Here is a 23,284-nt window from a genome sequence, read left to right as displayed (position 1 = left end):
GCAGGCGTCTGCACCGTCAGGTGGCCAGTAACGCTCGCTCCGTCAGCGGTGCTCACGTCGACATCGTACTCACCGGCATCGAGATCGCCGGTCGCACTCTCGAAGGTGACGGTCTCGGTATGGTCGAGACCGAGTTCACCTGTCGTGATGGTCTCAGTGTGGTCGCCCACAGTGAGTGTCACGTCGAAGGTGCTAACCTCTTCACCGAGGTTCGTCACGTTGACTGCGACGGGTTCGTCGTCGCCGTGGACGATAGTGGCACTGTCGCTCTGCCCAGCAATGTCGAGGTCTGTCAGGTTCGCTTCTGCAGGCGTCTGCACCGTCAGGTGGCCAGTGAGCTCATCGTCGGCCGTGCTCACTGTAACGGTGTACTCACCGGCTGCAAGGTCACCAGTCGCATTCTCAAACGCAACGGGCACTGTTTCGTCGCTTGCAACCTCAACGATCTGTTCGCCGAGGACGGTGTCACCGTCGTCGGTCGCGAGTTCAACGGCAACGGCACCGTCTGCAGTGCCGTTGTTCGTCACGTTCGCGCTGATCGTCTCGTCGTCGCCGTGGACGATAGTTGCGCTATCACTCTGTCCGGCGATATCGAGATCGCTCAGTTCGCTCTGCCCGTCTTCAACAGGCGTGTACACCGTCAGGTTCCCGTCAACCTCATCGTCGGCGGTGCTCACAGTCACGTTGTAGTTGCCGGCTGCGAGGTCGCCAGTTGCGTTCTCGAAGACGATGGAATCGGTGTGATCGAGCCCGAGTTCATCTGTCGTCTTGATCTGGTTGTCTTCACCTTCGATATCGAGCGTGACCTCGAAGTCACTCACTTCTTCACCGAGGTTCGTCACGTCAACGGCAACGCTCTCGTTGTCGCCTTCGATTAGTTCAGCGGAGTCACTCTGTCCGGCAATGTCGAGGTTCGTGAGATCCGACTCAGCCGGCGTTAACACGGAGAGGTGTCCGGTAGTGGTGTCGTCGGCCGTACGCACTGTTACGTCGTAGTCACCGGCCGCGAGGTCACCAGTCGCGCTCGCAAAGGTCACTGTTTCCGTCTCGGCACTCGACAGGTCGGTGACACGGACGGTGTCAGTGACCTCCTCGTCAACCAGTAACTCGACCGTGACGGCACCCGTCTCGTCGCCAACGTTGGTGACGTTGGCTGTAACGGACTCATCGTCACCGGCGACGATCTCGGCAGAGTCATTCTGTTCGGCAATATCGAGCGCCGAGAACTCGGATTCGGCAGCGGTCAGCACCGTAAGATCACCAGAGACGTTAGCGTCACCAGTCGTCACGCTCACGTTGTACTCGCCCGCCTCGAGGTCGGTCGTGGCACCCTCGAAGGTGACGGTGTCAGTCTCATCGAGGCCGAGTTCCTCACTGGTGCGCGTGACGTTTGCTGCGCCCTCAACGTCGAGCGTGACGTCAAAGTCGCTCACTTCCTCACCGTCGTTAGTCACGTTGACCGCGACAGGTTCATCATCACCAGCGACGATCTCAGCGCTGTCACCCTGTCCGGCAATCTCGAGATCCGCAAGGGCCGGATCGGCAGGTGTCTGAACCGTGAGGTTCCCGGTGAGCTCATCGTCGGCCGTACTCACCGTGACGTTGTACTCGCCCGCTGCGAGGTCACCGGTCACGTTCTCGAAGGTCACCGTGTCAGTCTCGTTGAGACCGACCGCAGCGCTCGTCTGGTTCACCGACTCTTGGCCTTCGATATCGAGCGTGACCTCGAAGTCGCTCACTTCTTCGCCGCGGTTCGTCACGTTGACGGCGACACTCTCGTTGTCACCGGCGACGATCGTTCCGTTTGCACCCTGACCGTCGACGTCGAGGGTCTCGAGGTCAGATTCAGCCGGGGTGAGGATCGTCACGGTCGTCACATCGGCGACGCTCCCATTGACGAAGCCAGCGGTAGCGTCCGCGTTCGGGATAGCGCCACTGTAGGCCCCGTCCGCAGCCGGGAAGTGTAACATCGCGACGTACTCATCCGTCGCGTTGATTTCGTCGACAGGGATGTCCGCGTTAGTCTGGGTTCCAGTCAAATTCGCCGAGGACCCGATGGGGTCACCGACACTCCCGTCCTTAGCAGTTTCGTGGACGACGACGACGTATTGGTCAGTGGGGGCGAGATCAGTCGTCGAGACGGTGACCGTCGAGGTGTTGTTGACGTACTCCTGCTCGTCGAACTCGACAGTTCCTTGCGAGACGATTGCAGCGTCGCCAGTCAGGATTTCACTACCAGTCTCGGTAGAGGCAATGTCGCCAGGTTCGTACTCACTGCTCAGGTTGTCTTGCGGCACCAAGACGGCCTCATGTACACCTGGGAATCCAGTGGTGTTCTCGACCGGAACGACGACATCAGTACCATCGAGTTCCTCTGCACTGCGCTGCTCAATTCCGACAATAACTGGATTCTCATCACCAGGGGCGACAAGAAGAATCGCACTGTCGGTGTCAGCGCTCACGTCTTCCACGACGACACCAGGTTCGGTGACGTTCTCGTCCGTCAGGGTGCTCGATGCAGTCGCTTGCTCGTTGAGCGTGAGCGTAACGACCGACACGGTGCCGGCGTCAGTGACGCCGCCAGACACCACACCGTCAGTGCTAGTGTGTTGTAGCACCGGGAATGCACCAGGTGCTTCAAGCGTTTCTTCAGTGGTGTCGTCATCGACGATGTGGATCATCGCGATGTACGTACCAGTCTCGTTGATACTGACAGAATCACCGTTGGTATCCTCAAGCACGAGCGGCTGGCCAGTCACCTCGCCAGTGACAACTTCGGTTGTGCCAACGAACGCTCCAGGCGTTCCGTTGTCACGTTCATGGAGGTTAACTACGTAGCGGGTGTCGCTGTCGGCGCCAGCGCCATCATCAAGCGTCGCGTTGACCGCCAAGTCATCATCACCAGCTGCGTCGACAACAGTCTGATCGTCGAACGCAACCATCCCTTGGTAAATTGGAGCCGACTGCCGATCAAGGATACTGAGTGCAGTCTCGTCCGACACCGGATCACCAGGTGCGTACGATTCACTCAGCTGTCCAGTTGGAACAATGTGGGCAGTATGTGTTCCGGGGAAACCACTCGTGTTCTCGATCGGCACGATTGTACTCGTCCCATTGAGCTCGGCGGCTGTGTAACTCTCAGCGCCAGCAACGATGAGCTCTCCACTATTGGTTTCGTACGTAACGATGAGGGTGCTATCTGTATTTGCAGAAACGTCATCAACTTCGACAGCCGGGGTGGACAGATTTGCGTTCGTGAACGTACTCGAGGCCGTTGCCTGTTCACTAAACGTCAGCGAGCCAGTCGGCTGTGTGACTGTGAGTATCCCAGACGCTTGCGAGAAATCACCACTATCAGCCACGGTGACGGTATAAGTATCATCAGAGAGATCACTAAGTGGGTCTGAGAGGGTTAGTGTCTCCTCGTCACCGGGTGCAAGGCTGCCGGTGGTTCGCGTTTCGTTGACAACGACAGCGCTGTCATTCTCGATCGTGAATTTGATATCGAAGCTCTCGGCGGGTGCCGTGTTGTCACCATCATTCGAAACAGTGACTGCAACGTCACCAGCACTCCCACTTGCGATGTTAGCATCTGTGCCCTGTCCTGCGATATCGAGCGCACTCACGTTGGGGAGTGCTTTACCAGCGTATGCCTCTTCGGTAACGCTCAGTTGGATGGTGTTCGTGAGGTCCAGCCGTGAGTCACCGAGGTCAAGCTGCGTGTTATTTGCGAGGATATAGGAGGCGTCCGTGTTTCCATTAACAGCCTCGATCGTTGCCAGCTCCCCGTTTACAATGAATTGGGCCCGTTCACCATTACCTTCAACGGCGATATCGAGCTCAACACCAGGTTCAGCACCGTTGACGGTGACAGCAGGCGCATCACTCGGCGCTGTGAACTGACTGTCACCGCCTTCAATTGGTCGCTCTTCCGCGGGGACCACGAGATTCTGACTGAGCGAACCATCTGGTGTAACGGTTGTCGAATCAATCTCTTGGAACCCACTCTGGGCGACTGCCCCTCCAGCCAGTCCTAGTGTTCCGACGATACCCCCGAACACAACGATCGTGGCGAGCACCACCACCGCTGTCCGAGATATCGCTGATGACTGGCCTGTCATCTCCACTCACCAGCACTTGGGACGGAATCCTTGACGTCATGAGTATGTACCATTAGTATATTGCTTTGGTTTATCCCGGGGCAGTATAAATCCCGGTGATAGAGTTGATACGTTCGGCATCGAAATGTTTCGTTCATATCGCCGCAGGCTGGCGATTTTTACCGCGAGGATGTTTTCGATGTAGATCTTCGGTAGCTACCGAGATCTGCAATCTACAGGCTGAGCAGGCCGAGTGCCTCGGGGCTTGACCCCGAGGCGGTCCACTGACCGGAATTGCGCCACCACGAGGAGTTGGCCCCGCATCGCTGGTAGTCGACAGACAGCTCCACTCAGCTTCGCAGGGGTTACCACGAAGAGAATGATTGCTTGAGTAACTTAATCCCGCAAAAATAGAATAAGTCGAAAGCAAACGGCCGCGGTCGAACCGCGGTTACGTTGCGTAGTTAGTTGCTCTCCGAGTACCCGGTGACGTTGTCGGCGTCAACCGTTCCCATATCCGTGTAGCCCTGGAAGTTACTTCCGTTACTGAGGTACACGTCTTCCTCGGTATTGTCATTGAACGTGTTCCCGCCGCTCAGGTCAACGTTCATCGGTTGGGTGTTCGAGCCGGTATGGGTTTTCGCAACGATCCCGTACGCATTGGAACCAATCGTGTTGCCGTTAACATCCACACTGTCGATACCGCCACCGTAGTACGTCGTGATAGTGACTCCTCCGTAGAAGCCAGTGACATCGTTACCAGTGATGGTAACGTTTTGCGTCGTACTTGAGTCAGTGTCGAGCACCACGATACCGTCAAAGCGATTGTTCTCGGTTTCACGGTCGCCAGTGACAACATTATCCGAGATCACGACGTTCGAGGCGTCAACCCGGATACCCTGGGCATGGCTCCCCTCCGACGAGCGGCCGTCAGCGGCGACACGCTCAACGGTGAGACCCTGAACCGAGGTGTTATCTGCTGTCACCGAAATAGTCGGTGTCCCATCCACAGCCGACGGTGCAAACCGGATCGTCGGGCTCGCACCGTCAGCAGCTTCGAGCGTCACACCCTCGGTATCAACCGTCACCGATTCATCGTAGGTGGCCTCGGAAATGCTCACTGTTGCGTCGGTAGCAGCTGCGTCAACAGCCGACTGGACCGAGGACGTCAGGAGCGCATCGACCGAGAACCCGTCCCGGTCCTCATCAACATCGTCCACCGACACACCCTTGTCAAAGGAGTTGTCGGCAAGCACTGCATCGGTGTCGACAACATTACCGCCAGTGTCGAGTGCAAGGACGTGGTCGGCGTTATCTGCGAACGAGACGTCCGCGACATTCACTGCACCATCAGCGAAGGTTGCTGCACCGTTATCGGCAACGAGAAGCCCCGTAGCCGAGGAACCAATTTCACCGCCGCTAATTTCGATGTTATCGAAGGTTTCACCGCTCACATCAGGGTTTCCAGCAGCCCCTGAGGAATCGGTGAGCACTGCAACTGCGGCGTCGTTCGTGCCAGTAGCGCTGTAGGTATTGTCCGTCAGCGTGACGTCACTCCCAGCAACGCGAACTGCCTGTGCAACGGTAGACCCCGAGCCAGTGCGCTCAACAGTGAGGTCGTCGACCGTCACATCATCTGCATCGACAGCCAGAGCCGGCGTGCCATCAGCAGCATCAAGCGTCACCGACTCACTGCCAGTGTCGCTGGTCACCGTGACCCCGTCAACCGAGACAACAGCGGAGCTGCTGAGATCAATATCGTCAGCGACGATGATCTCGGCGACGTTGTCACCGAACTCGCCATTGCCCGCTGCAGCGTCAATAAGCTGGGGGCTAGTTTCGACGTATTCGGTGAAGGACCCGCCCTCAGTGTTCGTGGTGCCGCTGAGCGTGTAGGTTCGGGCGCTCACCGTTCCTCCGAACGTCGTCGTTGTGTCGGCTGCCGTCGAGAGCGTTCCACCAGCACGGGTGTTCTGGACCTGTGCGTTGTCGCCGTTGATGGACACGTCACCCTCAGCGTCAACGTCGTCAAGCTGGACGTTATTAGCGTTCACAACCACGTCACCGGGACTGTTCGCGGTGACGTCGAGCTGGTTGAGGGTCGTGCCGTCACCGTTGAGCGTGAGGGTCCCCACGACGTTGATGCCGCGGAGCCGCACGTTCTCGCCCTCAATGGTGAGATCGTCCTCGATCGTGGTTGCGGTGTCACCCGCGCCACGCAGCGTCACGTCATCGTTCGTCACGGTCTGTTCGAAGCCGTCTTCGAACACACCGGAACCGAGTTCGAGCGTCTGACCGTCCTGCACCTCATCGAGTGCGGGGGCGAGGCTGTCGTACGTCGCGCCCGTCTGCACGTTCGTGACGGTACTGATCGTCGACGAAGTCCGCTCGTCGACATTGTCCACGGTCGGCGCGTCAGGCGCCGGGATCCGCTCCGTGACAGTCAGCCCGTCGTTGCTGTCCTCGTTGACAATCACGAGGTACGCGGCGTGTGGGTGGACTTCCTCGCTGCCGACACCGCTGCGGAAGTTGCCGCCGAAGCCGTCAGCACTCGGTGACGTGAACGTATCACGCGTCTGCGTGGCGTCGGTGTCACCGTACAGGTTCTCACCCGTCGTGAACGGCTGGGCAACGTAGTCTGTGTCGCCGCCGGGGAACAGGGCCCGGTTCACCGTTCCGGCCTGTTGGGCCGGCACGAAGTTCAGACCCTTTTCGTATTCGAAGGCGTTCCGGCTCGTGTCCAGCGCACTCCGCTCGTTCTGGTACTCGATGAGAGCCGTCTCGGTTTCGCCCTGGTTGTCGACGACGTAGCCGTCGAAGGCGTCGACTTCATCATTTTCGAACGTACTAGCGCTGACGGCCTCGAACTGATCGTCCTCGGCATTCCACTTGTACAGCGTCCCCTGGGTGTCTTCACTGAAGACATCGGAGATCTGGTTCCGCTCTGGGTTCGGCTCAGCCGGGAAGCCGACACTCACCGTGCTCTCAGCCGGAATGACGACGTCGTGACCGAAGTCACGCGTCTCGGTGATGTCGCTGATAGTGCTGTCAGTCTGATCTTCCGTGAGGAACGGATCGTAGACGACGTTGTCAGTCACACCGGCCGCGGCGTCACTTGCGGGACCCTGTGCAGTCCCGAAGTAGTTCAGCGTGCCATCGAGCGTCGCGTCGTCAGCGTTCTCGATGTCGGTCGCGTCGTTCGCGAAGTCGTTTCCAGTCACGGTGAGCTCGTCGGCACCGTCAGCGATGACAAGCCCATCGCCGTTGTTGGCGATCTCGTTCAGCGTGACTGAGGAATTCGACGCGTCGGCGAGGTCAAGCGCCACACCGACGTCGTTCGCCGTAATAGTGCTGTCGGTAACCGTCGCGTTCCCGTCTGTGACATCGATCCCGGCTGCGTCGTCGCCGGTGTTGGCTGTCACCGTCGCGTTCGTGACCGTCACGTCGTCAGCACCACTAACAATGACACCGTTGGTGTTGGCATCGACCGTCGCGTCGGTCAGAGTAAGGCCAACCTCCTCGAGTGCAACGCCGTCGCCGGCGTTATTCTCGATGACGGTGCCGTCAATGTCGTACTGGGCGCTCGCATTGGTGACACCGTTGTCCGTCACACCAGCGGCGCCGTTGTCGCTGATTTCCCCGTCAGTAATGGAGAGGGCATCGTCAGCAACCCAGACACCAGCCTGCTCAAAGTCAGTGATAGTCGTGCTGTCAATGTCCGGCGCCGTGTTGTCAGCGGCGTCAATACCGTATGCGGGCGTCGCACCGTTATCGTCGCCGTCAACACCACCCGTGAGGGTGCTGTCGGTGACCGCAAGGGTCACACCGTCAGCAACAGCGATGCCGGTGCCGGTCGTGCCGGACGTCTCGCCGATAGTCGAGCCGTCGACAGTGAGCGACCCACCAGTCGCGGCAACGCCAATCGGCATGTCATTGATACTTGAACTGATGGTGCTCGTGACGGTCACCGAATCGACCGTGAGAGCGCCAGTGTCCGAATCAATGATCGCGTCCTCATCGTAGTCACTCGGTGCGAGGTAGTCGCCGTCAGCGTCGATAGCGAGCGTCTCGATGGCTACACCGCCGACAGTCACATCGATCCCGTCAGCAATGGTCGGGTTATTCTCACCAGCGATGGTCACGTCGGTCGTGTCTACCGTGACAACGCCTTCGTGGTCGTACTCAGGCGCGGTGTCGCCTTGGACCTCACCCTGTACAGTCACGGTCGCGTCGTCAGCTGCGTTACTCGCAGCGAGGTCAACAGAGCCGTACAGGTTGTCAGAGCCTTCGTCGACCGTGACCGCACGATCGAACTCGTTGTCAGCAATCTGGATGTCAGTCGGTTGGGTGAGGCTCGTCAGGAAGTTGTTTGCCTCAACGTCGAGCCCACTGTCGTCAACAGCAACCAGGGTCTCGAAGTTAGTGATCTTAGTCTCGGTGACCTGGAGGTCAACCGGAAGGCCGTCCTTCCCGGGCTTTTCAACGCCGTCGAGGTCGATCCCCACGTCATCGCCACCGATGCTGGGCCCATCAATCTCGACGTTGTCAATCACGAAGCCGTCGCGGTCGTCCGCGCCGGTCGCGAGGACAATCCCGGACGCATCAACGCTGAACTCGCTGTTCGTGACGTTGATGACGTTGACGTCGTCACCAGTCGTGTCAACATCGAGCCCGGTGCCGTCAGAGGTGACGTGAAGGTTGTCAAAGTCACTCTGCGCGTTCTCGCTGTTAACGTCGATTGCGGCCCCACCGTTGTCGTTGACAATCGTGAGGTCGCTGATGTCGTGGTTGTTCTCGTTGGTACTGGACAGAATCTCGAGGCGCGTCTCGACAGTAACCGTGTCCTCCTCACCCGAGATCGTGATCGCTTCACGGTCGGGGACGGTGACCGGTGCGTCGTCATCGTAGACCGTCGGGCCACCGACGCTGGTGTTGATCGTCTGGACTTCGAGGTCGACGGTCTGTGAGTCCGCTTCGTCGCTGTCAGCGACCAGATCAGCGGCCTCACTCACACTACCGGGGAGGTAGGTCCGACCATCGCCAGTGTCCGCTTCAACGTTCGCGTAGATGTCCGACGTGATGTCGAACGTGTCCGAGTACGTTTCGTGGTCCGGACCAGCAACGAGCGTGCCGAAGCTGTTGTTCAGCTCCGAGTTGTTGTACATCGCCGTGTAGTCCGACCCAAGCACGGTCCGATCGTCAGCACCCGTGTCGGCCACGAGCTGTGCGTGCCCGGTAATGACGTTATCTTCGAACGTCAGCGCATCGCCGCTGCCGAAGATCCCGCCACTGCCGAAGTCGAGCACTTCGCTGAACTCGACCCCGACGCTGTCGTCGCCACCAGCGACGTCAGCCCCAACGATAACGTTGCCCTCAATGGCAGCGCTTGTCGTCTCGGGCAGGTCGTAGTAGAGTCCGGTGAAATCGGTGCCGCCGCGCATCTCGTTCTCGATGACGCGAACCGACCCGAGTTCCTCTTCTTCGTTCTGGCTGGTGGCATCATCATCTTCGATCAGGCGCACAGCCTGCCCATCCTCGAGGGCGGTGAGGCTGTTGTCCTCAACGACGTAGTCGTTGCCATCGGTCGCCGTAACGATGTCCGTAATGGTAACGGCAGCAGTGGCACCGTCGAAGTTGGCATTCCCAGTGACCGTATTATCGGTGACTGTCACCGACTCCTCAGCAGCCACGTCGGTGTCAGTATCGACGTTGATGCCACCGTTGTTTCCATCGGTTGTGACCGTCGAGTTCGCGACAACGATGTCACCGTTTCCAGTGGCGTCGATGTCAATTGCAATGTCAGCGGCACCACCATCAAGGGTCGCGTCGGCTGTGACGCCCTCAAGCGTGGCGTTCGGTGCCGTCACGTCGTAGGTCCGACCGTCAGCGTCCGTAATGGAGACGGTGTCCCCGTCAGCCGTGTAGTCGCCACCGGTCGTGTTCTTGAGGGTGACCTCAGCAATAGTGCCGAAGTCGAAGTTGTTTGCGACCGTATCAGCAACGACAACAGTACCTGCGTTGCTGGTAGTGGTCGCGAGGTCTCCGTTAATCGTGAAGCCGGAGACACTCACGTCGCCGTCAGGCGTCGTATCTGCGTTCAGGTTAACGGTATTCTCGATTGTTGCATTGTCCTCAACGTCGAAAAACGAGACGTTCTCAGTCGAGATATTAACAGAACGATTGTGGTCGTACGTTCCGCCGTAGACCCGAATGGTGTCATCAGGGCTTGCGGCGACGTTGTCAGTTTCATTGATAGAGCCGTAGATGTTGGCACCTTGGACGGCGGCCGTCTCGTTGAAGGCGACCGCAGCCTGCGAGTCACTATTGTCCGCGAACGCGTTGTCCGCGAGAAGCGCGTCCATATCCTCACTCGCCGTGGCCGCGATCTGTGTCTCGAAGTCCTGGATATCGTTGTGCGCAACGGTCTCGAAGCCGTTCGAGACGTCAATACCAGTGTCACCATCACTAAGGCTCAAATCCTGAGCGGTAATGGTGTTATTCGTGACTGTGGCGTTGTCCGATGCGCTGAAGTTGACGCCAGTGTTAAGCCCAGACTCATCCACTATCGAGTTCGTCAGCGTCGGACTTTCGACACCATCACCAGCATCAGTAACGCTGTCGGTGATCTCAAGCCCATCGACAGTCACATTAGCAGCACTGTACTCAACTTCGCCCGAAACGGTCGGATCATCACCGCTGGCGTCAGGCTGAACAGTCAGCCCGTCAGTAGCCAGATCTACAGGAGCATCGTACGACCCATCGTCGAGACGGATGGTGTCACCAGCATCGGCCGCCTGGTCAGCGTTCGAGATGGTGTTGAAGTAGCGCTCACTGTCGTCCTCTGCGTCGACGAGCGTGATCTTCTCCGAGTGGACCGTCTGTCCATCCGCGAAGGTGCTCACGTCGTCACCAAGCCGGACTTGCTCGAGCGTGGTGTCAGAATCGAACGTTCCAGCAACGTACTGGAAGTCGTCGACGTTCTCGTTTTGGAGATCCGAATCGCTCTCTCCAACGAGCTGATCGAAGACGGCACCGTAGTCACTCTCGCTCGCGAGAAGTGTCGAGGCAGCGGCGCCCGTGTCAGCTCCATTATTATCTACTGAGAGGGCGACGACCTCGTCGTTCTCAATATCCGCATTGTTGTTGCTAGTAGCGTCAGTGTCGACGAGGCCGTCAATCTGCGCCCCTTCTGGTGCAACGACGATGAAGTCGTGCGACCCGTCGACGTCTTCGAGATTGCCCGTAATCTGTGAGAAATTAGATTGCGGGGCGTACTCGATGAAGACTGCCGACGTGGTCGATCCAGCTGCCGGACCCGTGTCGAACTCGGCCGGTGCCTCGTCAAGGAACGTCGCCGGCGCTGTGGCCGGATCAGCAGAGACACCGGACAGTTCTGCAATCCGGTCAGGTGTCAGCTCGACGCCGACGAACTCACCGATTTCGGTTCCAGTCGCATCAACATTAACAGCACCGTCATCGGTGACATCCACATCATCGTCACCATCAGGTCCAACCGCAAGGACCTGATTGGAACCGACGTTTAGATCAGCTCCGATATCGTCGCTCTCGTCGAAGACCTGATCATATGTCCCGCCGGTCTGGGCGCCGACACCGCCGACGAAGGCCATCCCGCCCATCGAGACGAGCATAATCAGCGCAAGCGATACGGCCAACAGCTGTTGTGGGTTTATCCGATCGCGTAAACTCATGAGTATCCCTCAGGAGTCCCAACATTTGCTGTCCCATTCGCCACACCAAGTCTATCTACCATTGGTATGTTGCTCTGGTTTATGGCGAACCTACATAAAGACACGGGATAGGTCAGTAAGGGTGCATGAGCCAACTCGGGACTGTCGTGAGACTACTGTCAAGCCCGCCTCTGGTGAGGATTTAGGTTCGAAACGATCGCAGTAGACGGGTGTCAGCCTATAATTATCTATTGACGCGCACGCGAGGCAGAGGAAGTTGTCTTCATTTCGATGGTAGCGTCAGCAATTTTTCGCAGATTGTCCCGAACTTGTCGTCGAGAGCCGTCTGGGCGAGGCGACGAAACAACGTGAGTGGCTTCTAAATCTCTTCAGTGGCGGCGGCGTTGGTGAGGTGCAGAAAGTGGGGAGACGCTCCTCTCAGTCAATCGTCCCGCGGATCGTCTGTGATTTCATACACACTACTCCCGATATTTTGGACATGACCGTGTTCTTCGAGGCGACGTAGCCGCTGTTGTACGTGTGATGTGTAGAATAAGATGATATGTTACTCTGTACGTGGATCCTCTAACATCTCATACAACCCAGTATGAACTCGTTCTACGTACCCAAGCTCAACGAATCGGTTGAGCCGGTTTGCAACGTTTTGTCGACTGTAACCGTGCTTGTCAGCGACATATGAGGGAGTACATCGACCTTCCTCTAGCGTTTCCAGAATCGCACGGTCAGTGGGGTTGAGGTCTATTTCGGTCATATCCGTTACTTCGTTTATTCAGACACACTCTGAATGGTGTTTCCATTACCTGAAGGTACAAGACGTTCGTATTAATACATTCGTTATTTTAATGATGGTGGAGGTACAACTACGGAACAGAAGCGCGGGACACTGGTCAGGAGTTGGCCGGGGCGTGCGACAACACGCCCGACCGCGCTTCCATCAGGGAAGCATGTCAACCAACGACCCAACCGGTGTTGAATCCACCGGCACGACGACAGCTGAATCGTCCAACACAGATTCCGACCAATGGGTCGGGCCTTTCACGGAACCGAGCCCGTACGGCGGCACCACCGGCTACACCTACCTTCGCTGTCGCGAGTGCGGCATCGAGGTGCTTACCGACAGTCGGACGCACGCGACCCATCGTGCGGGGTGTCCGCAACAATGAGCAAGGAGCCACTTGGTCCACATCTCGAAGAGTGTCCAGTATGTGGCGCAGTCGGGCTTCCGGAACGGATCGTCGTCCACGACTGTGTGGCGTTTCAGACCCGCATCACAGCCGGACGGGATCACACGTCGAGCGCTGAGAACGGGGATACAAACGAGTGCGATTCCACCGCAGCTACAGACTCGCTGTGGGGGGATAGAGTGAGCGGTGACACGATCTGTTCGGAGGAGAAACCATGAGCAATCGTACAGATCGGCAGCTTCAGGAAACCGAGACCGAAGGTGCACCACTATTACAGGCGACACCCCCACAGCTGCTCGGATCTGTTACCATCGGCTCCTCACCGGATCGCTGCTACTGCACGGCGTGTCATACCCACGTCCGTGAAGGACAGGAGATCGGGCTGTACGCCTATCGGTTGACCGACACCCGTCGGTGGGACATCGCTCGAGTGTTTTGTCGTGCGTGTACGCCCGACCAACTTGCCAAGCCAACGCTCGGGGTGGCTGAACTCCTCGTCACCGGTACTCTCGGTACGCTTTCGTACCCGGCGATACAGTCGCATCGGCTCTGTGTCGCCGAGGTGCTGACACAACGGGTTAGTCCACCGACGGAAGGGGTCCAATCATGAGCGGTTCGGTCAGTCCGGAGATCAATAGTGATGGGCATGATTTCGCGGATGTCTACGTTCGGCTCCAAGCCGATCTTCTCGTGATCGGCGACAGCATCATGACTGACCGCCATCACGCCAGCAACGGCAACTACGACGACGATGATCCGCAAAACCAAATCGGCGGTATCATCCCGTCGTTCCCCCTTTCCGGGTGGCTTCGACACGGAATGGAGGCGGTCGTTCAGGACCGTGGTGGGACAGCCTGTCACCCCGGTGAGGCCAACGCGAATTTTATGAAAGACGGCGTCTACAACCGCGATCTCAACGCCGGGTACCACGAGAAGGGCGCCTGTACCGATGATCCGAACGCAGACCAGGGGTGTATCATCTTCGATTTGTTCGGGGGCTTCGGCGGCGTTCCAGGCAAGGTGATGCGCCGCCCGATCAAGTTCAATCCCGTCCGGTCCAGCGTGGACTACACGCGGGGGCAGGCAGAAGGGCATTACCGTCGACTGAACCGGAACGTCGTCGCTCGTAATCAAGAGGACAACCGCGAACCGCTGCGGAACGCCAAAATCGACGCCATAGCTAACCTCGATGGCTGCTGGCACCTCTCCTTCCGGGAGATGAAGCCAGAATTCATCGGACTGCTGGCCGAGGGCATCGACTTCCTCAAGAAGCACAAGACGGACTTCATGCACCAGCTGGGCGGTGCCCGCAACTTCGGTGCGGGGATCATCGACTGTGAGCCGATAAACCCGCTGTACGAGGAACGCGAGCTGAAGCGCGTCTTCGACCACCGAAAGGGCAACACGAACAAGATGGATGAGAAAGACCACCAGTGGGCTGAAGAGTACCGCCCGGCGTTCGTCAACGCGCTCGATGAACGCATCGAAGAGGAATCATGAGCGACGACACGATGGTGGCGGTCTACCGCCACGATGCTCACAAAATAAATGGGCAGCCCCACGACCGCGCCCCGGAGATGTTTGAGGGCGTTCCCGTGAATCAGACGGTCCCTCACGGCGCTGATAGCGATGCGTCGGCGCTCAGCCGGCCCAGCGGCCAGCCTGAGCAGACGGTTGAAAACCATGAGAGGCTCTACCGACTGTCGCTCATCGAGGGCGAGAGTCGGTACGACCCGCAGGGATTCACACGAGGCGGCGTCGAAAGTGCCGTGAGAGAACTCCTGACCGAAGACAACCCCGAGACTATCCATCGGGCGTGGTTAGAGAGCGATGTCGTCTCAGCATTTATTGAAAGCATCTACTACCCGTATACGAGCCTGAAGTACCACACGCTCCTCGTGGCGGCGCTACTCGACAACTACCGCGACGACCACGAGTTCTCCGACCTCCGGCTGGTCCTCGACGACGCCGACGAAATCGTCCCTCACCGGACAGTCTACGCGGACGGGGAATTCGCCCTACGGATTGATGTCGACACTCGAGGCCAGCCGTCAGCCCGACTCGGGAGCCGCCCATGGCGATCGTGGGCGTCGGTGTGGAACCGCCTAGAGGCACACCCGCTGGACACTGACGGCGACAGGTACGACATGGTGCTCGATGCGAATCTCCGGCGTATCGGCGCATGGTCGACGGCGCTCCAGTACATCGAGGATTTGCATGAGGTGTTCGATTAGTGACACGCATCCAGCAGGTTCACTGGGAGCTGGAGATGGACTACATCGGGCACCCTTACTACGTCTCGGGAAACGCCATCCTCCACGCACTCGGCCATCGTGTCCCGCACGACGTCCACCAGCACCTCCACGCCAGCCACGGGATGTTTGTCCCCGGCCAGTTCGGAGCGTTCCCTGAAGAGCACTCCCAGAGCGGCATCCGACCGTACCTCGGGAGCGGGCTATCGGACATCGAGAGCTACGATGATCTACTCCTGATGCGGAACCCAGCCCATCGCTGGCTTCTCGACAGCCGTCCGCGGGACACGCTGAACACGCATGACATTCGCCCGCAGAGCGGGCACCCGGCGCTGTCTCATGAGACGATCATGGGCAAGCCGGAGGGCGCTCGCAAGCGACAGCAGACGACGAAGTGGTACATCAACGCCTCCCTACACGCCGATGACCCCGACGCGATCCCGCTGGATGAGGACGTGATGGATGGCCTCCAGTTTGGGGGCAAACGGAACTACGGCTACGGCATTACGCGGCTGAAGGACACGCAGGTTGTCGACCTCGATGACCTGGACTACTCCCGACTTGAGGACGGCGATGCCTTCCTTATCGAAGTGACGACGCCGTTCGTGCTGGAGTCAGAGTACCCAAAGGCCGCCGATCAAGACGTCCCGTGGTGGTGGAAAGAGAGTCGACACGAACTCCGTGAACGAAAGGAGAAGGTCCTCAAGCAACGGGAAGTCTATAATCTCCAGACCGTCGACCATGGGCAGGTCGTGAAGTACGAGGGGGATCGCCCCATAGAAACCGCAAAAAACGGTGTTCTTCGGATCGGTAGCCACTCGAAGTACGGCTTCGGAGAACTTCGAGTGAAGCCGGTCGAACCTGGATTAGACCAGGATAACAATTCATACGAGGACAGCGAAACAGCAGGATGAGAAGTCCGGACGATGACAGGCGGATCAGAGACTAAACGTCACATTTCGGTGAATGAAGAAATCGTATTTACAACGATATGCAGCCAGCCGTGTTAGCGACACGCGCCACGCGGCGCTAATCGCGCTCAGATCGATCACACACCACGGCGATCGTGTGTGTTTGGAGTGGCGACACTGGGCGACCCGTCCGCTGATAGAGAGTGAAACGGCGTGGTGAGAACGATCTTTGCGAGGCCCGCTGTGTGGGTTCGGTAACAACGGTGTTACTCACATCTTTGGGACATGAGTCGTGGTACCGTGGGGCCAGTGTAGCCGACACCTCGTGGCGGCCCGAATCGGTCTCAAACGAGTCACACCCAAAAGATGAGCTGAAAACGAGCCCTGGATCGAGGCTCACAGAGTGAGGTGATCCGACGTAGCTTACGTGTAGGGAGTGCCGGTTCCTACGGGTAGACCTACGTTCGCTCTACGTCCAGCCTACGCCACCACTACGTGGATGGGGACCCCCAGAGCAGGGAGGCCAAGGGGGCAGTGCTACCCCGGCCACCCCCGGGCCACCTGATAGCGTCACCGCCGGGCAGTGGGACGCCGTTCGAGAGACAACGCAGCGAGACAGCAGCTGGGCTGTACTCCAGCAAAGAGTAAGGCATAAATTGAATAGTAAGGAACTCTAACAAAAGTAAGAGATGGGTATCGCAGACAACGCTACGATCACGAGCAAAGGGCAAGTGACCATTCCGAAACGGATCCGGGACGAGTTAGGGCTGACTGCAGGCACGGAGATCGAGTTCATTATCGAAGAAGAGGGAACAATTCGTGTCCAACCGAAGGAGCCACCACTACAACGACTTCGGAGCGTCAAAGAGAAACTCTCTGAATATGACGTGGATATCGAGGAGATGCGGCGAGAATCGAAGGCGGCATGGAGTTCACATATTGATGAGGACGAGACGTGATCTTTCTCGATTCGTGGGTCTGGCTCGAGTTCGTCTTTAGCGGCGAGAACGCAGACAACGCTGAATCACTCATCGAACGAGCGAATACGGCTGCAGAAGGGGGCCTTATTGCGCCGACGATCATCGCTGAGGTCGCGTATCGAGTCCGTGTTGTCGAGGATCAAGACACCGCGAAAGAAACGGTGCGCGCGATGCGAGAGTTCCAATATATCGACAGTATGCCGCTGATCGACGATATCGCGGAGTACGCTGCGGAGCTTCGCTTCAAATACGACGATCCAGGAGAACGGGAACTATCGTACGCGGATGCGATACACATCGCAACGGCAGTCGTCCACGACGACTGTGAGGTGCTCTATTCTGGCGATCCTGATTTTGCTGAGCTTGATGAGATCGAGACGCACATTTTGTGACCGAGACACGCACTGTCGCTTGGCCGCCAGTGAAGTCGCCGATCGTGGAGGGAGCGGTTCGCGTTAGAGCTGTGCCAGCTCAACCAGCGAAGCACACCCGTTGAAAGAGTGCCCAAACTGATGAAATTCCCCACGCCAGGGGGACGCCGATCGGCCCGTCGGGCGGCCCCCTGCCCGACGTTGCCTCGACGTGTGCCCGACGTTCCCCCGACGTGGCGATCAGGGGCAGCTCAAGGGAGCAGTGCTCCCCCGGATAGCCCCGATCAGCCTGTAGGGCTCCCGCCGAGGATGGGGACGCCGACCGATCCGAGACACTCACAATCTGTATGGCTGCGATACATTTAGTAATACAGCGAGTTGTAAGTACTACTAATGGCGAGTAGTACAACAGAACCAAGGGTCGTGCGCGTGTCCCAGAAGGGACAGGCCACGATCCCGAAAGGGCTACGCGAGAAGTTCGGGATCGAGACGCCAGGAGAGGTGTTCGTCTATGAAGACCAGGGACGCATCATTATCGAACCGGTGCCGTCACCGGATGAGCTACATGGAATCCACGCTGGAGAGCACGAAGGCGGTGCCGTACTCGAGCGGGTGCGTGAAATGAAAGAGGAAGAGAAACGCAGGGACACGGAGCGAGCTGACCGGCTACGCCCGTCTGAGGACGAATAAGCGTGGGGTACGTCTTCGATACTGAAGCGATCATCGCCTTCCTGTACAACGAACCCGGTCACGAGGCCGTCGCTGATCGTCTTGACGAGGTCTTCACCGCCAGTACTGATGGGTTCCTGACGGAGACGAACGCGAGTGAAGTGTACTATCTTGTTGCTCGATTCGAAGGTGTCGATGACGGACCGACAGACGCCTCGCTGCGAGAAGCGGACCGCGATATCCGTGCGCTTGAACGACAGGGAGTCGCACTCGAAGCGGCTGACTGGCGACGAGCAGCCGAAGTGAAAGCCGCTGGGAGCATCTCACTTGCGGACGCGTACGCTGTTACACTTGCCCACGACCGTGACGCGACGCTTGTCGCCGGAGCTGACGATGATTTTGATGACCTACCACTCGAGGTTGACCTGTACCGGTTCCGAGACCACGCAGTCTAACGGTCGCTCACGACTGATGTTGTGAGCGTCTCGGCCACCCCACAGTGCCACCACCGAGTGCTGGAGAGCTAGCAGTCCAGAGACCACTCCTGCTGCGGCGATCGACACCACCCGAGTACCCCCACCAAGCCTTGGCCAAGGAGATGGCAGATCCTTGGTGCCGGCCTTGGTTCGCTCTTGGTTCCCCCTTGGTTGTCCCTTGGTGGGCCCTTGGCTGTCACACAGGGGGCCCAAGGAAGCACTGCTCCCCGGAGCACCCCGTCAAGGCATCCACAACCGATCATGGGCAACGCCGCAGAATGACGACCAAGGGTGGCCCCAGAGACAAACAGATCACATTATTTTGAGGGTGCAACTCCACGACTTTTGTCGCTGGTAGCTGACAGCAGCTGCGGCTGCCAAATCAACCCGTACAGTAAGATGAGATCGCACTCAGAAGGGGGATAGCCCCTTCAGCTGTTTAACGGGTAGACGTGGTGTCTGTTGCCTCGTGTGAGGCAGGTGTCCCGCTGACACCTGTAGAGCGGCAGAACTGAACCGAGTCAGTTGTGTGCCGCCGAACCGGTGCTCATTCGGTTTGCCTTGCGGCGAAAGAATCGAGTGACTAGAGTCTGTTAACCCTACTGGAGTTGTTCGATCTTGTTCAATCAGAACCCCAACATTGCTCAAACTGCCCATTAACAAGGATCTGGCCATTAGATTCCACCATCACTGTCTGTTCTGGCAATGCAAACTGGAGGCTCCATGTGCCTTTGTCGTGTTTTACGAGAGTTTCTAGAGCATCGGGATCGATATGATCCTGCAGAACAATGTCTAGCTCCTCCGGCTCCATATCTTTGCTATGAGCGATAGCTTTGATAACGTCCGAAATCAGATCGTTGTACATACTAATAGTATATAGCTTTAGTATAATAAATTACGTTTCTCAGACAGATCAGTCAACATTGTCACCCAGAAACACCGTGTATCTCGAATCGGGCCCCACCAGATACGCTCTCAGTTAGTACAATTTCCCAGCCGTGTGTCTCGACAATCTGTTTGACGATATTCAAACCGAACCCACTCCCGTCAGTGACCCGTGAGTTTCCAATCTCAAAGACTTGCTTTCGGTCGTCTGCCGAGATCCCTGGACCGTCGTCCTCTATATAAAATCCATCAGCGTGTGTGCCAGCTCGAACCGTCACGTCAGCCCCACCGTGCTCAACAGCGTTCCGAATTAGGTTCTCAAAGAGCTGCTGCAACCGACTCGGATCAGCGTGTACTGTAGTGTCAACATCAACCTGGAGGGTTGCATCAGCCGTATCAACATGATCCCAGCTAGCGTCGATAACCTGTGCAAGATCGAGTGGCTGGCGGTCAGAGAGGGTGTCGCCGTCGCGTGCTAACGTTAACAGATTCGTGATCAGCGTGTCAATCCGGATGTGTGCGTCGTCGATCCGGTCTAACCGGTCACAATCGCACTCGTCTTGTGCGACTTCTAAATGTCCTTGCGCGACCGTCAGTGGGCTCCGAAGATCATGTGAGACAACACCGGCGAACTCTTCGAATCGTTCGTTCTGTCGCTCAAGTTCGGCGGTTCGATCACGAAGTTCGTGCTCGCGGTCGAGACGCTCAAGGGCTAAATCTGCATGCGTGGTGAGCAGCGATACCAGATTCAGATCAGTTTCATCGAAGGCATCTGGTTCTCTCGCGACAGCCTGGAACACGCCGTGGTCTGCAATTGGGACGGTAAGTGCGGATCGATATGTGGGATCGGCTGGCGAGCAGTCGCGATCGGTGAGGTCAGCTGTGATATCCGGTTCGCCAGTGCGGGCGATCTCAGCAGCAAGTGCGTCGTCTGCAGCAAGCGGAATCGTCTCATAATACGTCTCAACCTGGTCGGTGATTGCGACCGGGACCAATTCTCCATCGTCGATCGTATCAGCAAGTGCTAAGTCGAACGCGAGAATCCGCTCGGCAGCATCGACAAGGAGCGTGTACACCGCCTCCGGATCAGACGCCTCGTGAATGGCAGCAGCGACGTCGTGTAGTGTTTTAATTTTCGTGTTGTGCGCTCCAATGCCAGTATTTACTGGCGAGTCGTCACCGAGTGGGAGATAGGTTGCGTACGCCTCAGGGAGTGTCGTCGAGTCAATATGCGTGACGGTGAGTTGGAACTCACGAATGCCAGCAGCCGTCCGACGACGGACACGTTCACTCGTATGACCGGACTCAACGAATTGCTGGTTGATCCGATCGGCAGAGTGTGACAGCGAGTCCGGAGCCACATATGCATCGAGGTTCCTGCCTTCGAGTTCCGTCTCGTCGTACCCAAATGTCTCTTCGAACGCGGAATTGAGATCCTGGACAGTTGGATCTCCGTCTTCAATAGTGGTCCGAACTGCTGGGATGGGTAACTGTTCGAAGAGCGCTTTGAATTTGTCCCGCTCATTCTCGATCGCACGCTCATGCTGTTTCTGCTCTGTAACGTCCTGAAACTGCGAGAAGATCGTCACGATCTCGCCGTCAGCATCAGTAATTACGTGATTGTGCCATTCACAGATGATCCGCTCGCCATCGCGTGTCGTATTCTCGATGACGGTACGGGATGCCCCGTTTGACCCGGACAGTGAGGCGATGATATCGCTGACAGTACCATGTTCTGAGTCGGGAACAATCGTTTTCCACGAGTTCCCAACGAACTCGTCTGCAGAGTACCCGAGAATATCGACCGCCGCATCGTTCATACTGACACACTCAAGCTGTTTGTTCCACTCAATAACACCGAGTAAAGACTGGTCAATAAACAACGAGAGCCGCTCTCGGCTTTCCTCAATAACACGCTGGGCTTGATATCGATCGACGGCATTCTCGATCCGGTTCGCGAGGACTGCGTACTGTCCATTCCCGGTTCCTTTTTGTAGATAGTCGGTCACACCAGCAGAGATGGCCTCACTCGCGACGGCCTCAGAACCTTTGCCGGTGTACAGGATAAATGGGAGATCAGGGTACTCTGTACGAACGGTTTCGAGAAACTCAATACCGTTCTGGCCAGGCATCTCATAATCGGAGATGACACAATCAATCTCGTGGTCGGCTAAGATGTCGTGACCGTCACTTGCATTTGTTACCGTCTGCACCGTGAACCGATCACGTTCATGCTCTAACTGTGCAGCGACCATCTCGGTAAAACTCGGTTGATCGTCGACGTGTAACAGCTGGATCGGTGTCTCCGTTGTAGTCATTGAATTAGTGCAACGGAGTGCAGGCCGTTGCACCGCTGTGCGAGCCGTGTGTCCAGCGATCGGACTGTGAACACACCGGAGACAGACGAAGCCGAAGAGCCGCCTCTACTGATGGGTGGGTCCAAACCCCCGAGAGAGAATGTGATCGCAAGTGGCGTGGTGAGACTGTAGACTCAACTCGAGTCTCACCCCACCAGTGGAAAGTTGTGTCTGTGACTGGCTGCGCTCGTGTCGTGAAAAGAGAGGCCCCGGTCATATGTAGCAACAGTATATACTATCATTAGTTATGTTTTCGGATTCATTAGATATTAGATAATAGATCAGGTTGCAAGTTGTCTCCGCATATGAATCTCAGTCTCTGGAAACCTGATCAGAGCCTAATGAACACAACAAAGCTACTATTGGATATCATATAGGAATCCTATAGCCAAATGAGAGACCCATAGAGCGCGGGAAACGTGAACAGCAGCAAACCCTGCCTCCTCAACTACCACCGGCATGAAAAAAAATAATGGGGTAGGAGTCGGGGAATTAGCGGATAAAATAGCTCTACAAAGAACGCGAGACGAGATCGTACTATAAGCAATCACAAGCGGATAACTCGTAACTAACCAACAGCATATACTGATGCTATATTTATCTGACACAGGCGGATCTGAAAAAACAGTTGGTATTTTAACATCTCCAAAATGTGCTCTATGTATGCGAAACCCGTGGGTACATGAGGATGAGGGGGTGGACACAGCAACCTCCGAAGTTCATCAGAGTCACGCCGGACTCCTCGCTGTACTCGTATGGGTGACGCTGCTCTCACTGTCTGTGGCGATTTTCGTGCTCGCAGGGAGTCAGTTAACTATGCCGAGCCTAGACCGGGCGATCGCGATGCTGCTCAGAGTGTTTGGGGTGGTCCTATTCGTGCTATTTGCGATGCCAGTGCTCCTCAAATTGCTCAGGATTTCTCGACTGTTGACTGCTGTTGTCGTTGTTGGCTCGCTCGGACTCGGTGCCGGGATTCTGCTGACAAATAGATACCTGTTTTTACAGGAATATCAGCTGCTCAGCGAGCTGGCTGGTCGTGAGATCCAAGAGACGGTCGGTCTCCTTGAGGAACTCTCAGTGTTGGTTTGGAATTAATCGAACAACAGTCCCGCGAGGTTGTACACACGGTGTGGGGATCCAACAGTGTCGGAGGTTCAAGCTGTCACAAACAATAACGCCCTGGCGGGGACACACACACACACACCACCCTGCAAGTGTTCTAGGGGGTTGAACCGGAGGGAGGGGGGTGTGTAGGATCGAACTGGCTTCCACCGTTTTGTTATAAACACAGCGGTAATAGACAACAAGATACTGTACTTTATTTACAAAATCACATGACGGCGTACTGTCTGCGTCTCATCTATAACCGGCAACAACAACAACAACAACA

The 23,284-nt window shown here is 57.1% G+C and carries 13 protein-coding genes; 8 read left to right on the top strand and 5 right to left on the bottom strand.

What is annotated here, in order from left to right:
- From DJ74_RS00340 to DJ74_RS00330, 3 genes are all read right to left on the bottom strand, one after another.
- Positions 1-4,082: CARDB domain-containing protein (locus DJ74_RS00340; protein WP_176451280.1), on the bottom strand; the 4,082-nt coding region annotated here is incomplete at its 3' end.
- Between the two features lie 482 nt (positions 4,083-4,564).
- Positions 4,565-11,809: a right-handed parallel beta-helix repeat-containing protein gene (locus DJ74_RS00335; protein WP_094525952.1), complete on the bottom strand. Its 7,245-nt coding sequence runs from the start codon at positions 11,807-11,809 to the stop codon at positions 4,565-4,567.
- A gap of 544 nt (positions 11,810-12,353) precedes the next feature.
- Positions 12,354-12,560, bottom strand: a complete 207-nt coding sequence (locus tag DJ74_RS00330) for a helix-turn-helix domain-containing protein (RefSeq protein WP_094525951.1) — start codon at positions 12,558-12,560, stop codon at positions 12,354-12,356.
- 1,039 nt (positions 12,561-13,599) lie between these two features.
- Here DJ74_RS00330 and DJ74_RS00320 point away from each other — a divergent pair.
- The 7 genes from DJ74_RS00320 (at position 13,600) to DJ74_RS00290 (ending at position 18,631) form a co-directional block, all read left to right on the top strand.
- Positions 13,600-14,493, top strand: a complete 894-nt coding sequence (locus DJ74_RS00320; protein ID WP_094525949.1) for a hypothetical protein — start codon at positions 13,600-13,602, stop codon at positions 14,491-14,493.
- Complete coding sequence (locus tag DJ74_RS00315) at positions 14,490-15,227, top strand: hypothetical protein (protein ID WP_094525948.1); 738 nt, start codon at positions 14,490-14,492, stop codon at positions 15,225-15,227. Before DJ74_RS00320 ends, DJ74_RS00315 begins: the two co-directional genes overlap by 4 nt.
- Complete coding sequence (locus DJ74_RS00310) at positions 15,227-16,159, top strand: hypothetical protein (RefSeq protein ID WP_094525947.1); 933 nt, start codon at positions 15,227-15,229, stop codon at positions 16,157-16,159. The genes DJ74_RS00315 and DJ74_RS00310 overlap by 1 nt, the downstream gene beginning before the upstream one ends.
- A 686-nt stretch (positions 16,160-16,845) precedes the next feature.
- Positions 16,846-17,115: an AbrB/MazE/SpoVT family DNA-binding domain-containing protein gene (locus DJ74_RS00305; protein WP_094525946.1), complete on the top strand. Its 270-nt coding sequence runs from the start codon at positions 16,846-16,848 to the stop codon at positions 17,113-17,115.
- The gene (locus tag DJ74_RS00300) at positions 17,112-17,528 is read left to right on the top strand and encodes a PIN domain-containing protein (protein ID WP_094525945.1); all 417 of its coding nucleotides are present in this window, start codon (positions 17,112-17,114) and stop codon (positions 17,526-17,528) included. Before DJ74_RS00305 ends, DJ74_RS00300 begins: the two co-directional genes overlap by 4 nt.
- A gap of 372 nt (positions 17,529-17,900) precedes the next feature.
- Positions 17,901-18,197 (top strand): AbrB/MazE/SpoVT family DNA-binding domain-containing protein, encoded by a 297-nt coding sequence (locus tag DJ74_RS00295; RefSeq protein ID WP_094525944.1) that lies wholly within the window; start codon positions 17,901-17,903, stop codon positions 18,195-18,197.
- Complete coding sequence (locus DJ74_RS00290) at positions 18,194-18,631, top strand: PIN domain-containing protein (RefSeq protein ID WP_094525943.1); 438 nt, start codon at positions 18,194-18,196, stop codon at positions 18,629-18,631. The genes DJ74_RS00295 and DJ74_RS00290 overlap by 4 nt, the downstream gene beginning before the upstream one ends.
- Positions 18,632-19,274: 643 nt before the next feature.
- Here DJ74_RS00290 and DJ74_RS00285 read toward each other — a convergent pair.
- The gene (locus DJ74_RS00285) at positions 19,275-19,517 is read right to left on the bottom strand and encodes a HalOD1 output domain-containing protein (RefSeq protein ID WP_094525942.1); all 243 of its coding nucleotides are present in this window, start codon (positions 19,515-19,517) and stop codon (positions 19,275-19,277) included.
- Between the two features lie 61 nt (positions 19,518-19,578).
- Positions 19,579-21,855 carry a PAS domain S-box protein gene (locus DJ74_RS00280; RefSeq protein WP_094525941.1) on the bottom strand — a complete coding sequence of 759 codons (2,277 nt, stop codon included), beginning with the start codon at positions 21,853-21,855 and terminating at the stop codon, positions 19,579-19,581.
- A gap of 702 nt (positions 21,856-22,557) precedes the next feature.
- On the opposite strand from DJ74_RS00280, the gene DJ74_RS00275 reads away from it, so the two are divergent.
- Positions 22,558-22,989, top strand: coding sequence for a hypothetical protein (locus DJ74_RS00275; RefSeq protein ID WP_094525940.1), 432 nt, complete (start codon positions 22,558-22,560; stop codon positions 22,987-22,989).
- The last annotated feature ends 295 nt before the right edge of the window (positions 22,990-23,284 follow it).

Source organism: Halorubrum sp. Ea8, assembly GCF_002252925.1.
GTDB lineage: Archaea > Halobacteriota > Halobacteria > Halobacteriales > Haloferacaceae > Halorubrum.
This window is presented reverse-complemented; position numbering and strand designations above follow the sequence as displayed.